Genomic DNA, 20,668 nt, shown 5'->3' on the forward strand with positions numbered 1-20,668 from the left:
TCTAAATTGATTCTAAAAGAGTTTTAATTTCAAAATGCGATTTTAATGTGGCCATGTTTGTGGCACTTAAAGTAGGAACAGAAATAAAAAGTTTATTTTTGGCCCTGCTTACTGCAACATAATTTACCCTATGTTCTTCATTATTCTGCGTGTCCGGTGTGAGTAAAAAAGACAGATCCTTTTCTTCTGGGAGAATTAATAAAACATTATCAAATTCATCACCTTTTGCTTTATGTATTGTTTTGTCACGACTTAAATCTTCTGGTATTTTTACACATAATGTCATCTGTTGATAAGTATGATTGTCATAAAAACTTTTCGCGCTGCCTTTTCTTAAATCTGAAATTTCAGGTTTTATGTTTTGTTTTACAAACGTGAAAAAATCATATAAGGAGCCGTCCTTATAGGTGTCATAATTAGAGAGCAGTAATACAATAATATCCAGACTCTTCCTTTTACCAATCATAGGATCAGTTTTTGTTTTAAATTCCTTCTGCATTTCCTTTATTGCATCTTTGAATTTACCTTCTCTAGCATATTCGATTGCTTTGATGCAAATTGCCACAATTGCACTTCGATATTTATTACCGCTTCCTGGTTTATCGTTATCGTTCAGTTCTTCGAAAAGTTTTGAATCATTAAAACCACTTATTTGCTTTTTCATCAGATTTGCAGTGATGTTGTCTCTTGATAAAGAGTATAGAGGTTCATCGGCATATGCGTGTTTTATTTTTTGTGAAGCATTCGCAAAATCACCTATGATAATTAGTGGTTTTGAATCAGATTCGTTCCTGTATTTTTCCTGAGTTATATCTTTTCTAACAATATTAAGAACTTCAATTATTTCATTTGTACTTCTTCTGTTTTCTTTCATTACGTAATCAATAATACCAGGAAGACTGAAAAGCATGAACTGAGTTGGATCAGCGCCTTGAAATTTATATATGGACTGTGCCTGATCACCAATAATTCCAATTTTACTTTCTTTAAGTCCAATATTTCTAAAAATTTCTACCTGTATAGGACTGCTGTCTTGAAATTCATCTATAAAAATATAAGGAAATTTTGACCTGAGGACCTCTAGTACAAAGGGAAATTTCTTAATTATTTGAAAACTGAAAAAAAGTACATCATCGTGGTGCAAGACACCTTTCTCCCATGCCATTTTCTTATACTCAAGATAGGAAGATTTTTTGATTGAATAGCTCCCGACTTTATGAGGATAATCTGTCCCAGCGACTAAAGCTCCACTGCTATCAAACTTCCATTTGATTGCATGGAAAGCTTTTGCAATTAAATTATCTTCCCTAATTCGTTGCTGAGCTGTTCTGGTTTTCCAGTCATTGATAAATCCAAAGTTGGAAAGAATAGTATCATCGTGTCCATCTATTTCTGAAATGTTTAATCCATACTCTGCAGCAATAAAAGGAGCATAAGGTTTTATAATGTGCTGATATAAAAAGCTATGAATTGTTGATATTTCTGCCCGTTCTGCTGATGTTCCAATTCTTGAAAGGATAGTTTCTACAGCTGTATTTGTATATGTTATACAGGCTATTTTTCTGGTTTTTTCTAAGCGAACGGAACGATGTAAAACATTTTTTATATGCTCGCAAAGCCAATGTGTTTTTCCAGCCCCTGGTCCTGCGGAAACCCTAAAATGTTGTTCAATATCAGTCAGCTTGGTTTCTGATGTTATCTCTATTTTTGACATATCCACGCAATTGTTTCTTTAATATAACTTGGTACGATAAAATCCTTATATTGAGGTGTGCCTTGCAAATCCAGATTTTCCAATAATGCATAAGATAATTCTAATGCATTTTCTCCTTTTCCGACAGAGTTTAAATAGCGTGATGCAATAATTGCTCTCATTTTTATGTCGTCATCCCATGTGGAGGTATCAGCAATATTGATACTTGATATAATTCTGTCATTTTCTTCACTAGAACGTAAAACAGCTAGTAAATCAGCAGGTGTTTTTCCTCCAGCATATAGTTGCATTAGATTTAAGATTTCATCTTGATTGCTAATTGAAGGAGTTAATAATAATTCTGATGTTGGATTGGTGAATAGCAGGTCATATTCCAGAGTTTTTCCCTTCGTTTCATCCTGTGTAAAGAAGCGAATGTTGGGATGTGTTCCCGCAGGATATTTTAATGCAGATGAATTGAACTTATATTCATATGTCGCTAAATCCAGATTGTATTCAAATGGATAACATTTTTTAAACTTGCCATTAAGTATAATTTTGCTTTCGGGATCTCTATCTGTGATGCAGGCAATTTTTTTATGGATTGTATTTGGTTTTGTACTGTCAAACAGGTGCAGAAAGTGATCAAAAAAGCGTCCGCCTACATTAATGACCACCGTATGATTATCTTCTAAAGATTCTTTTTCATATTGTGCAAATACTGACATTAATAATTGTTCCGCGAGACCTTCAACTAATATCACATTTTTTGCAAATAGCATATCGGATTTTGTAGCATCTAAAAAGCGCTGTACATATTTTTTACTTTTATCGTCCGGGAAAACCTTGCCAGGATATCCCACCGAAGTGCTTCCATTTTCAGAATGTAGGCATATTATTTCATCCAGTGAAACGGCAGAGGTAATATTGGTCGAGTGAGAAGTAACAAATATCTGCCTTACTTTCCTTTCTTTTCTGTTTTGTTTTAGAAATTTTAAAAACTTATATTGCATTGCCGGATGCAAATGTGCTTCAGGTTCTTCAATTGCCAAAGTTGCGTAAACCTTAGCATTACTTCCCATATAGGAACCATTCGAATTAACTTGCATTTTTGCAAGTAAGAGGGACATATAAATCAAATTATTGTATCCTAAACCATTATGTGTGGCTGGAATCTTGATTCCGCTATTATATTCTACAATAAGTTTTAGGACTGAAAACATCTCAACGTCACTTATACTTCCTTCAAAGTTCGGTTTAGCATCATTAAAAGATGCCCCTGTTACATTAGCATAGGATAAGATTTGTTCTTTACCTTGTTCCATACGTTTTTGTAACATATCGATTAACTCATCTGCTTTATCAGAAAAAGCAATTTTACGTGCTTTTATTTCTGCAATTTTTGCACTTTGACTTTTAATGGCTTCTGGCTCATTTTTTATTTCGTAGTCCATAAAAAAATCAAATACATCACGCAGAAGTGTATTCCTGCCTGTAAGCATATCTCTTTCAACATCCCTAATTGCATCTAAAAATTGAAAATCAAATTTTTGTAGAGAATCACTGTCTGCTGTTGTCTGATTTGAAATTTCACCGCCCCAGATTTTGTGGGTAAAAAGACGTATAAAATCATGTTTAATAATTTTCCACGCTTTTTCCGCCGCTTTTATTTCATCAGTTTCTGTTATAGCTTTTATAGAGTTAAGATAATTGGGGACTTCTTTTTCAGGAAGGAAAAATTCGTATGTAAGAAGGGCTTCATAGGAGGAATCAAGTTTGGTTAACCAATTACCGATAGTAACAAGGTCATCAGGTTCAATATGGAGTCCTTTATTGATCTTGATTGTAATACTAATCTTTGGAGGAGCTTTTTTAAGATCATCTATTGAGATTGATTTATTAAAATCGTCAGTTTCTAGTCTTTTAGAAGCTTTGTGATCAATTACTAAAGAAAGTGCTTTAAGTAGGTTAGTTTTTCCGGCATTGTTGTGACCAATAATCACATTTACTCCCTCATTAAATTGAATTTCACATTCTTTGAAGTTTCTAAAGTTTTTTATTTCGATTTGTGATATATACATTATTAATAATTCTGGGTTAGTCAATTTTTGAGCTCATTTGAGCTTGTGGTATAAACAAATATAGTTGTTTTGCCAGGCTGTTTTTTACGGAAATCCGTATTTTTAAATAATATTTTTGAATCCACAAATGAGAAAAATATTACATAGATGAATATTAAGCATTCATTTAAACAGTTACCCTCTTTCTGTTTTATGAAAATGATTAAGGATATAATCCTATTCTTTTCCTAATTTCTTTTACGCCTACAAGATTTAAAAATGACAATTATATTTTTTTTAAGTACAAGAATGTCATTAATTTAATGTACTTTCGGACAACTTAAATTTCAATAAACATTAAAACTTGAGGTTTTTTAAAAGTTTTAAAATTTTAATGCTTTGTAAATCAATGTTTTATATTTTTAATGTTTGATTTGTTCAAAAAAATAAGCCCTGATCTGAATTTAAAAATAAAATTTATAAGGGCAGTGTGACAGATGGAAAATAGAAAACTTACAGCACAAGACAATTATAACACATTCCTTAGTGTTCTTCTTCGCGAACACTTATTTCTTTCAGCGAAAGATGTTCACGAGAAATTAATAGCTAAGTTTTCAGTCACGTCCGATAATGCTAGAAAAATTGTTGGCAGGGCCGTAACCAAAAGCATTATTACATCTTCTAAACCATCTACGTTTGGTAACGGTCAATTTATTTATTATTGTAATACATATTTATTAGATATTGAAGCTGTTAAAAAAATAGTGGAAAAGTCTAGACCGCCTATATACAGATTAATTGTATTACTCCAATTAAATGATGGTATTGTTTCATATTACGAAGCTTTAAAAATAACTGCGGCACCTAACGAAGATAATTCGACAAAAATTAGTTCATTGGATGATATTATAAAGGTGTTGAGCAGATTAGATTTTGTTTATGAAAAAAGAGATAAAAATAATAATCGGTTTATAATACAAAAAGAATTTAGCCAGGTACTTGGAAAACTTGAAGAAAATTTAAAAATAAGCATACATAATCAAAAAATGATTACTGATTGCAGCTTAATGCCTGATATTTTGAATTGGCTTGTAAATTCAAATATAATTGATAGTACGTCTTTATATTTATCGAAATAAGTCTAACCCAGGATTAGGAATAATACATAATAATTTGTTTTGGGATGCTTATGCTTATACTAAAAGTACTGGGATAAATGAAATATTAGGAGCAAAAGCAAATTCTAAGGAAAAACAAACTTTAGTGGTTTTAGATGTTGTACTGGCAACAGAATATTCTCATATTCATCTTAATGCATTTTTAGCCAGGATTCAAATAAACATTAATTCTGTAAAAAGCGAGAAAAGAAAAACTTTACCTATAATTATTTACCGTGAATGTAGCAAAGAAGTGTTCTTTACCATGAGGAAAAACGGAATCATATCTTTTAACATAAGTGCAATCTTCGGATCAAGAATATATGAAATAATAAGAAAATCTAGTCAGCTGCCTTTTCTTTTAAAAAATGATCAAAATTTAGATCAATCAGTAGAATCCATTTTAGAAACGATAAAAAGTTCGGGGCAGGAGGGGGCTTTAAAAGATCTTAGAGGTACATTATTTGAGTATTTAATGTTTGGCTACCTAAGTTCTTTATACCCTCGTGCGGGATTTGAGCAGAATGTAATTTTGAAAATAGGGGAGCGTAAACATGAATTTGATTATATAATAACTTCTACCCATCCACCGGAATTAGTTTTCGTTGAGTTAAAAGGATTACGCGATGGAACATTTGTTTCATTAGGTGACAATAAGACTAAAGCTACTTTAAAATGGTTTTTTAATAAATCTATGGGGCTTGCAAAAGAATATTATAAAGATAAAAATTCAAAGAATCTTAAGATGAAGGCCATTTTTATGACATCGGCGGGGTTTTGGGAAAATACTAAAGAGTTTATAGAAGAGATGGAAAAGAGTACATTTAGATCTGCCAAATCAAAAACTATAATAGGCCGTAAGGAATTACTAGAAAATTTAGAAAAAGATGGTTTCAGTAACGAAGTAAAAATGATCGAAAAATATTATTCGAAACTGGAAGATGGGACAGAAAGCGAATCTGATTTTTATGATGAAGCTATAGGAGAGCCGGATTTGCCCTTTTGATTTACTAAAGATGAAAAGTTCAAAAATCTAGTGTTATTTTAGATTTCTGAACTTTTTTAAATACCATTTTGGACTTCTAAATAAGTTTTTACTCGACCGGACTTAACCCATTGCATTAGCTCGTGTTTATAAAAATAAATGCGTTTACCTTGCTTATTAAATGGAATTTCCCTTTTGCATACTTTACTATAGATTGTTGATACCGATAGATTTAAAAGTTTTGATGTTTCTTGAATGTTTAATAATTCATCTTGATTTTCTCCAGTAGGAGATATTGTTCCAATAAGTTTTTCTAAATGCTCTAATTTATCATAAAGCTTTTTCATCATTATTGGTATCTGGTCAAAAGTAAATGGTTTCATAATAATTTGTTGTTTAAATCTTATATAAAAATATGTATTACCATGGCAAGGGTATAAATAAATCAGGTATAAATACATATTGTTTTATAAATGAAATAATTGTTCATTTCAGAAATACTAACCTTTAAAATCATGGAAATAACAATAGGGAATATCTTATGATATCTTTAAAGTATGCTAAAAAGTGGAAAATACGGGTGAAACTAAAATTTATATTTTATAGAATACTATTTTATGACATTCGTCAAAATATCAGATAAAGGATAATTATTTGGAAATAATAAGTAATTTACTTGAGCTAACTATAGCGGTAAAACAACCGCTATTGGAGCTTTGATAATATTCCTCAAAACAAAATGTTGTTGATTTGTTAAAGGAAATTGTTAGGACAATGAAGTAGCAAAAACGAGATTCTATCAAATGAGAATTAGAGATTGAAAAATCTTTCTAGTCAAAATTTTCGTTTACTTTTTCAAATATCCAATTATAGAAAACTCAAAATATTGATTTTATATTCCTAATATATTTTGTATAAGAGATTAAAAGCAGTATAAATACCTATTGTTGTTTAATTTGTTTTGTCATAAATTTCCATCAAATTCAATAAAATAATTTACAAAATTGTTTTTGCATATGTAACAGTTAGACTGATTAAATAATTGTTTGGAATATTTAATTATTATAGTTGGAAAAGTTAGATTACGTAAAACCGTAATCTCTTTTAACTGAAATATGATAGCTTTATGAAAAAAATTATATATAAAATCAGGTTTTGTAATAAAAGTTTATAAATATGTGGGCAGATAATGAAACCTCAGAAGATCTATTAGGATTTAAAGTACACGCTGATTTATTAATCAATATAATTAATGACGATTCTGTTTTGCCAATTACAATAGGAGTTTTTGGCGATTGGGGAAGTGGAAAATCCAGCATCTTGCAAATAGTAAAAGAAGAGTTTGATAAGGAGGATGATAAGGATTCTCTTTGCATATATTTTAATGGATGGACTTTTGAGGGATATGATGATGCTAAAGCAGCGTTGTTAAATTCAATTCTTAAAGAATTGGAAGACAATAAAAAGATTTCAGCAGAAATAAAGGATACTATAAAAGAGAAAACAAAGAAGCTTTGGAGGTCTGTTGATTGGATACGTGGTGCAGGTATGGTTATGAAAAATGTTGCTCTACCTGCTGTTTCAGCATACTTTACAGGAGGTTTTAGTTTACTTCCTTTTGCAGTTCAAAGGCTAACTGAATGGGGAGAGAGCCCTGAGAAAATAATAGAAAAACTTAAATCGGAAGAAGGTCAAGAAACATTTAAAGCCTTTGTAAGAGAAAGTAAAGAGGGGGATAAAAATTCAGTAAATGCGGTGGCAGAATTTAGAAAAGATTTTGCAGAACTTTTAGAAGCTACAAGCTTTAAAAGATTAGTTGTAATTATTGATGATTTAGACAGATGCAGTCCTGAAAGAATTATTGAGAACCTTGAAGCTATTAAACTTTTTCTAAATGTGCCTAAAACTGCATTCATAATTGGGGCTGACCCTCGAATTGTGAAATACGCGATTGAGCATAAATACAAAAACAATAAAGAAATCGAAGAAGATAATAACCGAATTGTTATTGATTATTTAGAAAAATTAATTCAGCTTCCTTATTCTTTACCTAGACTTTCCGAATCTGAAGTTGAAACTTACATTTCAATGCTAATCTGTAAAAAAGAGGTTGGTGATATAAAGTTTAAAAATGTTCTTGATGAATTTAAAAAATATAGAACAACTAACAAATATTCTGCATTTGGATTATCAAACTTTGAAAAGATTTTAGAAGCTCAAGAATTCGGAAAAGTTAAAGACAATGTAATCACAATTCCCGCATTAGTACCATTAATTACAAATAGTTTGTATGGAAATCCCCGACAGATTAAACGATTTCTAAATACCTATACTATCAGAAAGAGGCTTGCAGAAATTGCATCGTTGCAAAGTTTTAATGATGCTGTTCTTGCAAAAATGATGATACTTGAATATTCTGAACCCAAGTTATTCAAAAAAATATTTGAATGGCAAATTGTTCAGGATGGTGTACCAAAAGAGATAACAGAAATAGAGGAATTGTGTAAAGAAAAAGGAATTGATGATGTTATATTAGAAATAAAAGATACAGATTTCAAAGAATGGAGTAAACCCAAAATTATAAAATGGTTTCAGATTGAGCCTTTATTATCGGGAGTTGATTTACGAGATTATTATTGGATTGCTCGTGATAAATTAGAAAACTCTATTACTGCAACAAGTATGATTCCGCCAGTAGTAAGAGCATTGTTTAATGAGTTATTACCTGATAATATGACGGCAACAGTTACAAAATTGCTACTAACTGAAAAATTCCAATCCCTTAGTGATATTGAAAAAGATGCGTTTTTTAATCTTCTATCGTCAAACTTGAAAAGGAATCCTCAGCAAAAACGGTTATATGATATTTTCAATGTAATGACAGAGGAAAAAATTGAAAATACAGTTTATCACTATATAGAAACTCTTAAAATAATCAGTGTATCGGATATTGAACCTGCCATTGGTACAAGATTAGCAGATTTTAAAGGGGAACCAGAAATAGGACCTTTTTTAAATGATTATTTTAAAGATGGAAAATCAAAAGCAAGCAAGGCATTTAATTTAAAAAAATAAAAATGGGAACATCTAAATCATTTTCTGATGTAAAACACACAATGGTTCCGAATTGGGGGGCACTTAGTTCTTCGCTTACTTCAAATTGTGATTCTTCTGTTCTTCCTGCACCAAAACTACAGAATATAATGGGAAATTTTGTTTCAGCATTGAGTGGAGCATCGACAGGAGGACGTGGCGGCTCAAAAGCTGGAGGAAGAAGTAGTATCAGAACTGCAAAGAAAATCGGAGGAGTTTTTTCAAAATTTATCAGTTCAGGTAATAATATTAGAGAAACCCTTGAATCTACCGGTTTAACAAATATTGATAGTGAAACGGTTGGCGATGTAATTAATCATTTGATTGAATATTGTTCTGGGAGTGCGACATCAATTGATGACAATGCCGCTAAGGAGGCTACAAGACTATTATTAGAGGAATTAATAGGTCAAGCTGAATCCATTGATGAAGTACAAACTCTATTGGAAGAAACCTTCACAACTAGTACATTGGAAGATGTAATAATAAAATATTTTGGATATTACATCAATGAGCTTCTATCAAAGTGGTTTTATGAAAATTTAATAAAAAATAAGAGCGAAGGGGATTGTAATAATCTTTTCAACCAGATAAAAAATTTTATAGTTGAAAGAGTTGGAGATATGCACAAAAGAAATCCACTACAAAACATTGATTGGAGTTCTGATGAAGCCGATAGACTTGTAAAGAATATTCAACAAGATGTATTAACCGTATTTGAATAGTTATGAGAATAAACGTAGTTATTGAGGATGCAGATTATGGAAAGTTCTCAGATTTGCAGCTTTGTTACCTGGATAACGGAGTAAATAGAAAGGTTCCATTATCTTTCTTGGGTTATGAAAGGGTTTTTGATTTTACGACTGATTTTACTTCTGTAAAATTTGACTTTTTTCTTGTGTCTGCAATAGTTTATGGTGTAGATAATCTACTTAGTCGGGCTATTTATTCAAATGATGGTTGGACAAGAGATATAGAAGTAGAGTTTCCAGTGGAAAACTTAGCTGTATGGAGTGGTAAAGAAGAAAAAATTAAACAGATTTTAGACTTCTTAACGGGCGATAATTGGCAGATTTCTTTTCGAGAATTAGAAGATGTTAATTTGTTTCAACCACGTACAAATAGAAGAAAAATTCCAAGTTACGACAAAGATTCCATTAAATCTGTAAGTTTATTTTCAGGTGGCTTAGATTCTTTAATTGGAGTTGTCGATGAATTAGAGAAGCTAAGAAATAATGAAAGAATACTTCTGGTATCTCACTTTGATTCAAAATCTCCAGGTCCAAATGGAGACCAGAGAAAGCTGTTAAGGCATTTAATGACCCAATATCCAAATAAAATATATTGGGTACAATCAAAATTGGCATTATCACGAAAAGATAGTGATGGTAGCAGAGTAACTATCGAAAATAATTATCGTAGTCGTTCTCTTTTTTTTATTGGGTTGGGCTGTTATTTATCCCCTACTGATGATTTGATAATTCCTGAGAATGGTACAATCTCAATCAATTATCCTTTGACGCCATCAAGAGTAAGCTCTTTGAGTACTAGAACAACCCATCCGTATGTTTTAAAAAATACGCAAGAATTACTTGTCGATTTAGGATTATCTACAATAATACATAATCCTTATACATTTAAAACTAAAGGAGAAATGTTTATTGAATGTAAAAATCAAACATTTATACAAGGTGTTTTTCAAAATTCGGTTTCTTGTGGCAAAAGAGGTAGAAAGCAAAATTGGGAGGTAAAAATAGGTGTTCAGGAGTGTGGAATTTGTATGCCTTGTATTTATAGACGAGCTGCTTTGAATAAAGCAGGGCTAGATAATGAAAATCATTATGGTAATTTTATTACTAGGGCTAATTCACGAAACTACAGTAAAGATTTACCAGCATTAATTAATTATCTAAAAAGAGATATATCTTTGGAGAAAATGAAAAGAGATTTGTTAGTTAATGGAAATATTGAGATTGATAATCTTGAACAATATGCGAACATGGTATTAATGTCTAAAGAGGAAGTTTTACAATTATTTAGAGAAAAAGGAAATAGATTTGTAAAATCTGAGTTAGGGATAAGATGATTATTGATACGCACTGCCATATAGATTTATATCAGAATCCAAGAAAAATTTTGCAAGATTGTGTGAAAGCTGATATAACTGTATTAGCAATGACCAATTTGCCAAGCCATTTTGAAATGGGATATCCCCATTTTCAATCATTAAGGAAGATAAGACTGGCTTTAGGAATGCATCCCTTAATGGCAGATTCACACCAAAAAGAGTTTAATTTATTTCTTACTAATATTAATAAAACATCGTATATCGGAGAAGTTGGATTAGACTTTTCTAGAGAAGGTATAACTACAAAAAATATACAAATAGATACCTTCACTAAAATACTAAAGGTTATTTCTGGTAAAAAAAAGATACTAAGTATTCATTCCAGAAAGGCAGAAAAAGAAGTTTTAGAACTTTTACAAAAATATGGTATTACAGCAGCAATTTTTCATTGGTATTCAGGTGGGTTAGGTATAATTGATTCTATTGTAAACAGCGGATATTATTTTTCTATTAATCCAGCAATGATTAAATCTTCTGCCGGAAGGAAAATTATTTCTAAAATACCTAAAAATTTTATTTTGACTGAAACGGATGGGCCATTTATTATCGAAAAGGATTTACCATTGAAACCAGGAGAGACATCTTCTGTTGTTAATTATTTAGCAGAAGAATGGAAAATTACTAAAGAAGAAGTAGAAAAAATTATTACATCAAATTTTTTGCGAATAATTAGTTGTTTGAAGTAGCTTTTTTAAATTTAAAATGATTACAATAAGATATTTTCAAAAAAGATAATCTCTTTATTAATGAGAAATATATCAAATATTCTTATTATGTATAGAAGATATACTGGAAAGAACAAACAAATGTTTATAGATTTCTTTGGCAAGATTAGATTTATTGGTATTAATCCAGCATATTACCTCATTGACAAAGAAGAAAAGAAGGTTACCCGAAAAAATCTAGATCATTTTTTAACTGATGAAAGTGATATGTTTTCTTTTGATAAATTGGAATCATAATCTCATTGTTCAAGACTAACTTTATGCCATTTATTGTCAATAAATCTGAATATTCTTCTGTTAATTATTTAAATACTAACCTTTTTCATATATTTAAAGTGTTTTAAGCATGTCTTATTGGTATGAAAATTACTACCATTATAGAATTCCTTCCCCAGTCCACCAAATATTTAGTATTGAATAATTTGTAAGATTAACTTTTTAATATTTGTGGTTTATGACAATTTCTAAACTAAAAATTTATTTAGATGAAACGGTTAAAGATTCCCCTCTTTTTAAATCAAAAGAAGAATTAAGCATTTGTAAACCTGAAATCTTTAAGTATGGAGTCTTCGCCGAAGAAATCCCACAGAATGTCTATGAAGCTGATTTTGATTATCTTCAGTCTAAGATTCCAGCGTATGAGCTGCTTTATTCTGATTTCTTATCTGTATACGCAGACAGAATAGAAAATATTTCAAAAGATGACCGAAAGAAGAAATTAATATCTGAAGTCATTGGAGTTGCTTTTGGGATCAAATATACTGTTGAGCTATTGGGGACCAATCCTAGTAAGTTCAAGAAGATTGGTGCTTTGATTGAAGGAAAGTATATGGATTATTCAGTTGTAGTTGACAATAAAGAATATGAGCTGGAGACTAAAGGTACTGTAAGCAAATATTATAGTTCTTTTAAGAAAGATATACTTAGCAAAAAAAGAAATAAGCATAACAAGGATGTTTACTTGCGTTTTGGCACAATTGCTATGATCAACAACGAAGGCGAAGCAAATCTATCGAAATGTGTGATAGTTGATGATCCGCCAAATGAAGATAATATTGGCCAAAATAGCGATTCATACAAAATACAATTACTTAATTATGCGATGTTTCTTAGCTATATTTTAGATCCTAAATATTACAATAAATATTTTAAGCCTCTAAAAGCTAATAAATTAAATCGTATCAGGATTGACAATAATAAATTCTTTACAAAATACACATTTAAAGATAAGGTTTATTACGGGGAATGCTTTGATTACCGCTTAATAAGAGGAGATCTTGATACGCTTCAAAACAATAATTCAACGGATTTGTTCACTCTGAAAACTATGGAGTTTGGCAAAACTAAGTTTTTCATAGGTATCGATGAGAGGATTGTTGACAGCATTAATGCAAATGATGTATTTTTTCTTGATCATTTTGATGAGATAGCTCAGTGTATTATTGATGGAAATTCTTTCCAGTTTTTAGATAAAGATGGAATACTTATAGTTAAATCCAAAGATAGCTGGGATAGGCAACTAGATACACTATTTACGGAAGAAGAAGTCAAGAGGCGTTTAGGCTACTCCTTAAACTACTCTTTGGGAATTAGCCACAAGTGTGGGGCTCCCTGTACCAGTAAAGATAGGGAAGGAAAACCTTGTGAGATTAGGACATTTAGGAAAAATTGCCATTTTCACCGATAGAAAGATAAAGTAAATATAGAATTAAACAGAGCTTAAATTAGTATTTATGAGTACACAGTGGGATAAGTTAATACAGATTGACCGATCATGGGTTGATCAACAGCTGGATCATCATTTTAAGGAAGTAGATAAAAAGATTAATATAAAATTGTACACGGTTAAAGTATCTGGAACGCAAATTTTACCAGACGGTCTTGTTGAAAAGCTACACGAAATGCTTCCTGATTATATATATAGTACAAAAGAAATTGCCACAATTGGAGAAAGAAAAGCAGCCCTTAAAGCAAATCATTTTTTTGGACAAAAAGATCCAAAAGCTGATGGTAAATATGGAGAATTGCTACTTTTTGCATTGGTTGAAAGTATCCTTGGATGTAAAATGGTAGCACACAAGTTGAGATCTTTGAGCAACTTTAAAGATCAGGTTAAAGGTGGTGACGGTGTTTTTTTAGGAAATTATCAAATTTTTGACGGAAGAATAGAAGCGGCCTATCTTATCGGGGAATCAAAGATAATGGGACAGTACAGTGCTGCATTAACTGATGCCCTAGATTCAGTGAATCGGTTTTGTGGCGATTCAAATTCACCAGAGTTTCGTAGCACTGAATTAATCGTAGCTAAAGAAAACCTCTTTTTAGATGACACTATGGATATTGATGAACTCTATGATCGTCTTACTCCAACATCGGAACTTTACAAATCTCAAGTCCTTGTACATCCCATACTTATAATGTATGATGACACAACTGTGAAAAATTGTGAACGAGATAACAGTGCAACCCAAAAAGACTTGGAAGATAGTATTCGGAACGGGATAACCAAGAATAAAGATAAGATTGTTAATTTTATAAAATCAAAGGTCGCGACCTATCCTGAAGTGGCGAAAGTTTATGTTGACTTTTTTCTCGTACCCTACAATGATGTAAATAAATTCCGCGATACGATGTACTATCATATCCATGGTATAACTTATCCCCGGAAATAATGAGTGCATCGCAGAATAACTACAATAAAATTTTTAATCATCAATTATTCAATAAGATAATTGATGATCTGACTTATAATCAGTTCTTTTTTCAGTTGAAAAAGGGTAAGACACTATTAACAATTTCTTTTGAAGACTTAAAAAAATGCATTTGGTTAAGTTCAATATTGGCTGATAGTATCGATGAGAATCACCGAAAAAAAGTCCAGCTCTTTGCCAGCCTTGCCTACCTTCAAAATTTGGAAGATGTCAACATTACCAGAGCCTGTTACCTATTGTGTTCCAGGGTAGGTAATCTTACAGCAACACGACTTTTTAAAGGATTAGAAAACGGTCACTATGATGACATCTTCTTTTCTTTCGACGCTTTACTCAATTATGAACTAGCGAATGAATGGAACGACAAGCTGGTGACTTCGGGCAAAGAACATATTGTAACTTCTAAGTTTCAAAAAGGATTATGGAATACATTGAACCTTGGAGAGCGGGTAGCTATCTCTGCACCAACTTCCGCAGGTAAATCCTTTATTCTTAAAAAATATGTAAATAGATTGCTTCTGAAACATGACGCATTCCGAATTTTATATATTGTTCCTTCAAAAGCTTTAATCAACCAGGTTAGTGAAGAATTCAGAAAGGAAGTCAACCTGAAGGAAGTTGATGTAAAGACTGCTTTTATAGATGATGAGAAGAGTGAAGCCAAACAAAAAGAAATTTATGTCCTTACAGCAGAGCGTTGTCTTAGATTAATAAAGGAAGCATCGAAAGGTGAATTTGTACTTAACTTGATCTTTATTGATGAAATTCAAAATATTGAAGATGAAGAAGGAAGAGGGTCGCTTCTTGAATATGTCCTGAAAGAATTATTTACATTATTTTCGAAGGCGCAAATCATTATTGCCGGACCTAATATTGACGATGCTTCAGTCCTTTTCTCTAAAATATTTGATGTTGAGGCAGTTGCCGTTGAGACCAGTGTTTCTCCAGTATTTCAGATAAAGACCATCGTAAGGCCGGCTGAAGGAAACAAACTTAAGGTTACCCTGAAAAGCCAGTTGGGCAGAGAACAAAGCTTTGAACTGGAGACAGAAAGTAACATCTTGAAAATGATTAATAGCAGCTATGCCAGGGGCCTTGCTCCAATCATAGATTACTTTTCTACAAATGAGCAAAATATAATCTATTCGCCAAGAACAGATTATGTAGAGACGTGGGCTTTAGAATATGTTAACGGTTCTGTCCAAGACTTTAAAGGTCAGCCTGAGGAAACACAAACTAAAGAACTCATTGAATTTTTGAAAGAAGAAATCCATCCCAAGTACCATTTGATTCCCTGTTTGGAGAAGAGAGCTGCTTTTCACCATAGCAAGCTACCAGATATCGTCCGCAAAGAGATTGAAGATGGTTTTCTCGAAGGTCGAATAATAAACCTTTTTTGTACCTCTACTTTATTAGAAGGGGTAAATTTACCAGCAAACAATCTTTTTATTGTGGCACCAAATAAAATGAATGACCGTCTTTCAGCCTTTGAATTTGGAAATCTTATCGGAAGAGCCGGCCGGATCAGGGACTGCCTTTATGGTACAATTTATTGTGTGGAGAGAAGTATCAATGATACTTGGGCTGAGGAGTACTATGATAAAGTTTATTCTAAGGAGGTAAAGTCCGTGACTGAAAAATCGCTTGATGTTGTGACAGAACTTGTATCACAGCTTGATAAACCTATTGAGGAAATTGCCGAGGCTAAACACCGGAATACCTCCATATTACTTCGCCATAAATACTTGCAGGGAGAGGAAGCCCTGAATAATTATCTATTCAAGAAAAATGTTGAAGAAAGAGATGTAGAAGAGATTGTAGGAAAGCTAAGGGCACTTTTAGGTAATGTAGAAATCCCTCACGAGGTTTCAAAACTGAACCCTTCAGTTGACCCTATATTGCAAAACACCTTGTATCTTAAAATCAAGGAGGAAGGAATCTCTCAATGGGCAGTAAATCACAACTCAAATTTTTACGGAAAGATTACGAAAGAGGATAAGGATAATTATGCCTTTGATGAGACCAGTTTTTATTGGCAACTAGTAAGCATTATGGAAAGACTCGATACTATTTTTGAAATTTCAAAAGAAGCGTATTTCAGGCATAATATTTCAGCATCTATACGTCAGATATGTTTTTATGGACTTCGCTGGTTAAATAGTTCATCGTTACATGATTTGATACAGAATGATATAAAATTCTACAGCGATCACAGTAACGCAAAGAAAAAAATTGATCCTGAGAATGATGCAGATGTAAATGTCCGAATTAACGAGGTAATCAAAATTAATAGTACACTTGTATCTTATGTATTAGTTAAATATTTAAAACTTGCCAATGATATAATGGAGCCTTTGATGAACGATGACCAAAAAGAAAAATACAAATTCTCCCTTGGCTTGCCAACAATGCTTGAGTTGGGGTCTACAGAAAATGTGGTAAAACTTCTTATTTCCAGGGGGATATCAAGAAGTGTTGCTATAAAAGTTTGGGGTGAGTTTAAAAAAGTACATGGAAATGAGGCTATAGATATTTTTGACTGGTTAAAAACTAAAGATAAGCTCAATCTTAAACCAATTTACAATCGCTATTTAAGACGGTTGAAACTTCTCAAAAGCAATGAAAATGGTTCTGAATTATAACGTTTATACTTTTACTTCAAAAAACCTTCAATATCCTTTTTAGCAACATAAGTTAACTTCCCCTGTGAAAATTTACTTATGTTGTTGCGTTTTATAAGATTGTATAATGCACTACTGGAGATATTAAATTTCTTTTGTATTTCAGAGATAGTGTAACAGTCTTTAATTTCAGCCTGTTTTCTTTGCTCTGTTGGCCGTAAAACTATTTCAAAGCCAATTTGTGGCTTTTCAAATAAAAGATTGATATCACAACGTCTAATCAAGGTTTTTCTTTCTGAAAAGTTATAGGCATTTATTCTTTTGGTATTGATCAGGCGATAGACTGTTTTGACTGAAAAACCTAGAAGCAATGCAAGTTGTTTTACATTTAAAAATTCTTTGTCTTTAAGATCAATAATCGGCTGATTTTTTATTTTGATCGTTTGAAGGTTGGAGTTTTCAATTTTCTGATTTTTTAACCTTCGCTTATAATCTTTGCTCGCACATTTTAAGGAGCAATATTTTGTTGTGGTTTTCTTTGCAAGGAATTCAAAATCACAAAATCCACATATTCTATATACTGAAATATTCGAGCTCATTTTCCAATTTTATTAGTTGGAATCATAGGATAGAAAAGTAGTTAAGAATGTTTAAACAACACGTTCTGATCAAGGGAAGAAATTGTTACAAGAAGACTTTTCGATTATCTGGACTAAATATTTAACTACTCCAGTAAATATAAGGCTTTCCATACTAATAATTATGTTTTCAGGTTTGTTTAAAAAAGTTTAAAACTTGCTAATTTCGGTAAAAGTAATTAGCAAACCAGTGTTTATGGGAGTTTACAGAGTTCAGATGAAAAATTGGTACGTTTTTGAACAAAATAAAACAAAGAAAAAGTCATAAAAACTGTTAATTTCCCAAAAAATTTAATCGTTTTTGATGACTTTAAGTAGATTTAAGAGGATTTAGGTGTCGTTATTTGCCCCAAAAAGACAAAAAAATCAATTTTTCTCTCCTGAGGTACAATTCCGGTACAAAAAGTGGGTTTTTATGTTAAAAAATAGGAGTTTTTGACTTAAATTTTAACATAAAATTGGCTAAATATGTTAAAATTATGTTAATTATTTGCCGATACAGAAATTAGAGTCCAGTATTTACAGGTGTTTCCAGATTATTATGGTACAAAAATGGTACAAATCTGGCCGAAATATCACAAAATAAAACAAAGATATCCTTATTGAGATAACATAACTCATGGGAGTTGTTTAGTGCAAAAATAATATAAATTTTGATATATTTATTTGTATTATTTTCATATAGATATTCTAATAAAATATAAAGCAAAAATGTCACATCTTAGAAATTAAAATGTGAAAGTGGATATGTAAACAAAAAGTTTAGAAGAAGTTGAACTAATTTTTAGTATCCATTTTTAGGAATGAACTCCTGAATATAGGGATAAGAAAATCTTTATTGATTGCTTTTTGTAAATCACGTTATATCAAATGTTGTCTTAAATGATTGAATGGTAAAGTTTTAAATCTATCAGCTTTTAATATTTTGATCCTCAGTCATATTTGCATAAGGAAGCATAGTAAAGTCAAGTTCAAGAAAGTCTTTTATTGACCACACTGTTTTAGAATTCATTTGTTTATCAGTGAGCATTTTGTAACAGTCAATTCCGTTTTTTATTGCAAAATCTTGAATGCTGTTTATGTGCTGTGTATATTTATCTATGAACCTCTCATGTGCGGTGCCGTTTTGGAATAGGGGATCGTATTGTTTTTTTAATCCTTCAAATCCGTACGAATTTAAGGCTTCAAGTATCTTTTCCTTTATTTGGTGTGCAGCTTCATAAAGCCTCGAAAAATGCAGGATCTCAAATTTAAGGACCATGCAGGAAATCATGTTTTCCTTGTACTCCATCGTCCCATATAATTGCCCCAGCCGGTCAAGCGAGGAACATTGCTTTTCCAGCATGTGAACCATTCCTTCATTTACAGGCTGAGACAGGTCAAAATTTCTTCCCTTCCAGCAGGTGAGGTAGTGGGTGTGGAGTGCTTTTTCGTAATTCCATTTTACAGACGTAAGGGTCAGGTTTCCAACGCCTATGTGATGGCCGCATTTATCGGCATATCCGGCAATAGCATCAAGGCGTGCCAGAAATTTCTTTTCAAGTTCCAGCCATTCCAAATAGGCCCTGCTCTGGAGAGGGTCATCTACGCGACCGATGAAAAAGGTAAAATTCATTACCAGGTCATGAAAGAGAATAGTAGATTCGGCATCAACAATTTTATTATAGGCTACGGTGCGTATTACTGCGCTTTTTTCATTTTCTATAATTTTCGCCATGGAGTCGTAAAACTTTATGATGGAGACAGCAGGCGCAGCCGTGTTTGCTGATAGTTCTTCAAAGGCTCTTTCGATTTGGAAAAATGATCCCGAATCCTCCAAACTATTTATTTTGGTCATTTCCAGATCGTACTGCTCTTTGGTTATCATATCCAGTAGATATCTGGCACTTAAGATGGTGTGCGCAATTATGGCCTGTCCCTGATTGTCAAACTCTTCTGAATGCTTTTTTGCATCATTAAGTAGCTCCAGGGCCTTGTAAAGATTTCCCCGCTGAAAATAAGCAATGCCACAGAAAAGATAAAAGCTCGGAGTCGCATTGTCCCGGGGCCAGCTTCTCTTCTCTATTTCTATGATAGTATTAAAATGATGTCTGTTTACAAGATCGGCACCAAATTGATCGATAAATTCAATGTTTTCTGATACGCTATAAACCACATTATCACTATCAATGATTAGTCCCTGAGAGCTTTCCTTAACATTAGGGAATTTAAGGTATTGGTTGATACTTTTAAGTATATCACCATTGGTATATGTTTCATCATAGATTTCTAGAACTGACTGTTTATCAAGTCTTTTGGAAAAATAAAGCTTATGTTTTTCTTTTTTATGCCATTCTGGGTTTTTACTCTGTAATTGTTTTACGAAATTTTTGACATTTTCATAGTAAAATGAATGGGTCGGGTGGTGATAAAAAACATAGTAAGCTGGCATCCCATTGTTAAGAAGATACATAATATTTGAAGAGAAAATCTGCATGCCATAGTTTCCATCAGTGGTCCGCTGGATTCTATTGGTTGCTTTCAACTGTATTGCAAATCTGTAATTGGTGTACACCCACTCGCCGGAGACTAATTCTTTTTTTAACTCGATATGAAAATCAATTCCTTTATCTCTATCTGTTTCGGCTCTAATTTCAAATTTTTCAACTGGAAATAATGATCTAAAGAGATTACCGGAAATTGTTTCAAGATTTTCATTAGTATTTACCCTTGGAAGCTCACCATCCTCAAACTTTTTGTATATCATCACAACTAGATTTAAATAGTAAAGTTAGATAAAATGCAAGAAATTTTTGCAGAACTACAAAATACTTGACGCCTAGGATTTTTTGATTCAGTTTTATCATTGAAAAGAACA

Annotated in this window: 15 protein-coding genes; 10 read left to right on the forward strand and 5 right to left on the reverse strand. The window is 32.0% G+C overall.

The features are described from left to right. Position 1 precedes the first annotated feature (1 nt). Positions 2–1,714 (reverse strand): UvrD-helicase domain-containing protein, encoded by a 1,713-nt coding sequence (locus OLM51_RS11560; RefSeq protein WP_264550772.1) that lies wholly within the window; start codon positions 1,712–1,714, stop codon positions 2–4. Further along, entirely contained in the window at positions 1,702–3,774 is a 2,073-nt protein-coding gene (locus OLM51_RS11565) for an ATP-dependent nuclease (RefSeq protein ID WP_264550773.1), read from the reverse strand. The genes OLM51_RS11560 and OLM51_RS11565 overlap by 13 nt, the downstream gene beginning before the upstream one ends. Before the next feature lie 476 nt (positions 3,775–4,250). Here OLM51_RS11565 and OLM51_RS11570 point away from each other — a divergent pair, with 476 nt between their 5' ends. Beyond that, entirely contained in the window at positions 4,251–4,892 is a 642-nt protein-coding gene (locus tag OLM51_RS11570; protein ID WP_264550774.1) for a hypothetical protein, read from the forward strand. Next, entirely contained in the window at positions 4,861–5,916 is a 1,056-nt protein-coding gene (locus tag OLM51_RS11575) for a hypothetical protein (RefSeq protein ID WP_264550775.1), read from the forward strand. The genes OLM51_RS11570 and OLM51_RS11575 overlap by 32 nt, the downstream gene beginning before the upstream one ends. A 56-nt stretch (positions 5,917–5,972) precedes the next feature. Here OLM51_RS11575 and OLM51_RS11580 read toward each other — a convergent pair whose 3' ends face one another. Further along, a complete protein-coding gene (locus OLM51_RS11580; protein ID WP_264550776.1) occupies positions 5,973–6,278 on the reverse strand; it encodes a helix-turn-helix domain-containing protein in 306 nt (101 codons plus the stop codon). A gap of 793 nt (positions 6,279–7,071) precedes the next feature. On the opposite strand from OLM51_RS11580, the gene OLM51_RS11585 reads away from it, so the two are divergent. The 8 genes from OLM51_RS11585 to OLM51_RS11620 all read left to right on the forward strand — a co-directional run bounded on the left by OLM51_RS11585 (position 7,072) and on the right by OLM51_RS11620 (position 17,194). After that, a complete protein-coding gene (locus OLM51_RS11585; RefSeq protein WP_264550777.1) occupies positions 7,072–8,970 on the forward strand; it encodes a KAP family NTPase in 1,899 nt (632 codons plus the stop codon). A gap of 2 nt (positions 8,971–8,972) precedes the next feature. Further along, a complete protein-coding gene (locus OLM51_RS11590) occupies positions 8,973–9,713 on the forward strand; it encodes a hypothetical protein (RefSeq protein WP_264550778.1) in 741 nt (246 codons plus the stop codon). Between the two features lie 2 nt (positions 9,714–9,715). Continuing rightward, positions 9,716–11,074, forward strand: coding sequence for a Qat anti-phage system QueC-like protein QatC (qatC, locus tag OLM51_RS11595; RefSeq protein ID WP_264550779.1), 1,359 nt, complete (start codon positions 9,716–9,718; stop codon positions 11,072–11,074). Next, entirely contained in the window at positions 11,071–11,802 is a 732-nt protein-coding gene (gene qatD / locus OLM51_RS11600) for a Qat anti-phage system TatD family nuclease QatD (protein WP_264550780.1), read from the forward strand. Before qatC ends, qatD begins: the two co-directional genes overlap by 4 nt. 60 nt (positions 11,803–11,862) lie before the next feature. Continuing rightward, a complete protein-coding gene (locus OLM51_RS11605; protein WP_264550781.1) occupies positions 11,863–12,078 on the forward strand; it encodes a hypothetical protein in 216 nt (71 codons plus the stop codon). A gap of 217 nt (positions 12,079–12,295) precedes the next feature. Further along, entirely contained in the window at positions 12,296–13,528 is a 1,233-nt protein-coding gene (locus OLM51_RS11610) for a hypothetical protein (RefSeq protein WP_264550782.1), read from the forward strand. A gap of 46 nt (positions 13,529–13,574) precedes the next feature. Then, on the forward strand, positions 13,575–14,513 hold the full coding sequence (locus OLM51_RS11615; protein WP_264550783.1) for a DUF1837 domain-containing protein: 939 nt from the start codon (positions 13,575–13,577) through the stop codon (positions 14,511–14,513). Continuing rightward, positions 14,513–17,194, forward strand: a complete 2,682-nt coding sequence (locus tag OLM51_RS11620) for a DEAD/DEAH box helicase (RefSeq protein WP_264550784.1) — start codon at positions 14,513–14,515, stop codon at positions 17,192–17,194. Before OLM51_RS11615 ends, OLM51_RS11620 begins: the two co-directional genes overlap by 1 nt. Positions 17,195–17,205: 11 nt before the next feature. Here OLM51_RS11620 and OLM51_RS11625 read toward each other — a convergent pair whose 3' ends face one another. Continuing rightward, positions 17,206–17,772: a helix-turn-helix domain-containing protein gene (locus OLM51_RS11625; RefSeq protein WP_264550785.1), complete on the reverse strand. Its 567-nt coding sequence runs from the start codon at positions 17,770–17,772 to the stop codon at positions 17,206–17,208. A 949-nt stretch (positions 17,773–18,721) separates the two neighbouring features. Next, on the reverse strand, positions 18,722–20,557 hold the full coding sequence (locus OLM51_RS11630) for a DUF4365 domain-containing protein (RefSeq protein ID WP_264550786.1): 1,836 nt from the start codon (positions 20,555–20,557) through the stop codon (positions 18,722–18,724). Positions 20,558–20,668 lie beyond the last annotated feature (111 nt).

This window comes from Flavobacterium sp. N2038 (genome assembly GCF_025947185.1).
Taxonomy (GTDB): domain Bacteria; phylum Bacteroidota; class Bacteroidia; order Flavobacteriales; family Flavobacteriaceae; genus Flavobacterium.